The following is a 1,926-nucleotide window of genomic DNA, read 5'->3' as shown; positions in this document are numbered from 1 at the left end:
GCCTTCGGCGACACCTTCTCCCACAAGGGGAGAAGGACAGAAGCCTCAACTCCGCCCGTTCACCAGATCCCCGACAATGTCGTATTTGCCCGAAATACGCATCTTGTAGACCTCGTAATTCTCCATCACGCGCTGAACGTAACTCCTTGTTTCCGTATAGGGAATCCGCTCGATCCAGTCGACGACCGCGTCGATGTCCTTGCCGCGCGGGTCGCCATATCTGGCCACCCACTGGCTGGCTCGGTTGGGGCCGGCGTTGTAGCCGGCGAAGGTCAGCACGTAGGAGCCGTTGAAGCGATCGAGCTGTTCGCCGAGGAAGGCTGAGCCAAGCGTCGCATTGTAGCCGGCATCGGTGGTCAGCCGTGTTTGCGAAAACTGCAGCCCGGCCTTCTTCGCCAGTTGCCTTGCGGTTCCCGGCATCAGCTGTAGCAGCCCGCGCGCGCCGGCGCTGGACACGGCGCCGATGTTGAATTCGCTTTCCTGACGGGCGATCGCATAGGCCAGGGCCTTGCCCGAGCCGGAAATGTCGGCCGAATCGGGAATGACGCCGAGCGGATGCGACAATGCGCCGACATCGATGCCACGCGCCCCGGCGATCTTGCCGATTTTCAGCGCCATGAAATGGTTCCCTTGCTTTTCCGCAAGGACAGCCAGCAGCGCCAGTTCGCCCGGACTGGTCAACTGCCCGGCAAGGTCGCGATAGAGCGTCTCGGCATAGCGGTCGTAGCCCGCCTCCTGCAGCCGCTTGATGGCGCTGACGGCCTCGCGGCCGGCAAAATTCTGCCGGTCGGCTGCACTTGGCGAGGGGTAGGCGATGTTCAGCGCCTGCCGGCCCACGCGTTCGGCGGCAAGCTGACCGTAGAATGTCGTGCCATAGGCAGCGGCGCGCGCAAAATAGTCCTTTGCATTGCCCGGACCACCGACTTCCGCGGCACGGCCGAGCCAGTAATAGGCGCGCGACAGCGTCATCGGCCCCTGGGCGAGGTTCGCGATGCGAGCGAAATGACTGGCCGCGGTTTTTGGGTCGTTCAGGCCGCGCAGCGCATACCAGCCAGCATGGAATTCGGCGTCTGCCGCATTGGCGGCACTTTCGGCGGCGTGTGTGGCGACGATCTTGTACGCGGTCTTCATGTCGCCCTGGTCTACCAGTTCGCGCGACAACACCCGGCGCTCGACCCACCAGGCATCCGGATCGACGAGAGCGTCGCGATCTGTCGGCGCCTGCATCACAATGGCGGCGGCCCCGGCAAAATCCTCCTGCTTGCGCAGATATTCGGCCTGCGCGAAGAAGTAGCCGGCCGAACGTTGCATTGCCGGCACGGCCTTCAGCAGCTTGGGCGCGTTCTTGTCGCCTTTGTCGGCCGCCGCCCAGGCCTCGGCGAGTTGCTGGGCGCCGGCCAGGCCGGCGACGCGCAAGGCGGAATTCGCGCGGTCGGCATAGAACATGCGCTCCATGCGAAAACGGTGGTCGGTGGCCGGGATCAAGCTGCCGAATTCCTTGATCAGCGCCGCCTCGTCCCTAGCCTCCAGGATCGCGGTGCGCCAGAAGGGCGACAGCACCGAACGTGCCGCCTTGATATTGCCTGACGCCACATAGGCGCGGGCAAGAACCATCACGCCTTCGAATGTCTGCGGCTGGCTGCCGTCGAACGCCCTGATAACGATGTCGGGGGCAGGGTTCTCGCGATAGAGTGCGCGCTCGCTGTTCCTGCGCAGGGCGACGGTGCCCGGCCAATTGGGCAGCATCTTGGCCGCAGCAGTGATATCGCCGCTCGGAACCTTGTCGCCGCCATAAAGCGCGATCGCCCAGGCAAGGATATGCTGGTCGAGCGACTGAGCCGGAAGGGCATTGCGCACTCCACGAGCGCGGGGACTATCGCCCGCCGCCAACGCATCCAGCCCGCTTTTCAGGGGGGCGACGTCAGG

General features: G+C 64.5%; 1 protein-coding gene. It reads right to left on the bottom strand.

All coding sequences use genetic code 11. The features are described from left to right. Positions 1-45 precede the first annotated feature (45 nt). Positions 46-1,926 (bottom strand): lytic transglycosylase domain-containing protein (locus EN750_RS32080; RefSeq protein WP_145968117.1); only part of this gene is annotated, 1,881 nt, incomplete at its 5' end.

The organism is Mesorhizobium sp. M7A.F.Ca.ET.027.03.2.1 (genome assembly GCF_003999175.1).
Lineage (GTDB): Bacteria > Pseudomonadota > Alphaproteobacteria > Rhizobiales > Rhizobiaceae > Mesorhizobium.
Note: the sequence above shows the minus strand (reverse complement) of the source record. Positions and strands in the feature narration are given on the sequence as shown.